We start from the raw sequence: 219 nt of genomic DNA, 5'->3' as shown, positions 1-219 counted from the left end.
GTGCTGCATGATCTGCCCTTAGTTGCCCCATTTGCCGATAAAGTTCTTCTGATGTCTGACCAAAAAATGGTCACATTTGCATCGCCAGATACGGTCATTCAAGACCGCTATATGGTTCCCGTTTTTGGGTTGCGCGTTTTGTCGTTCAATCACCCCAATATGTGCAGCACCATCCATCATTTTGAAGCTGCATCCAATCACTCTAATTTATCTCTAATA

1 pseudogene is annotated in these 219 nt (G+C 43.8%); it reads left to right on the top strand.

The features are described 5' to 3' along the window. Positions 1 to 219 (top strand): annotated as a pseudogene (locus tag A3712_RS28205) (ABC transporter ATP-binding protein); the annotation flags it as partial.

The organism is Vibrio sp. HI00D65 (assembly GCF_001635455.1).
GTDB lineage: Bacteria > Pseudomonadota > Gammaproteobacteria > Enterobacterales > Vibrionaceae > Vibrio.
This window is presented reverse-complemented; position numbering and strand designations above follow the sequence as displayed.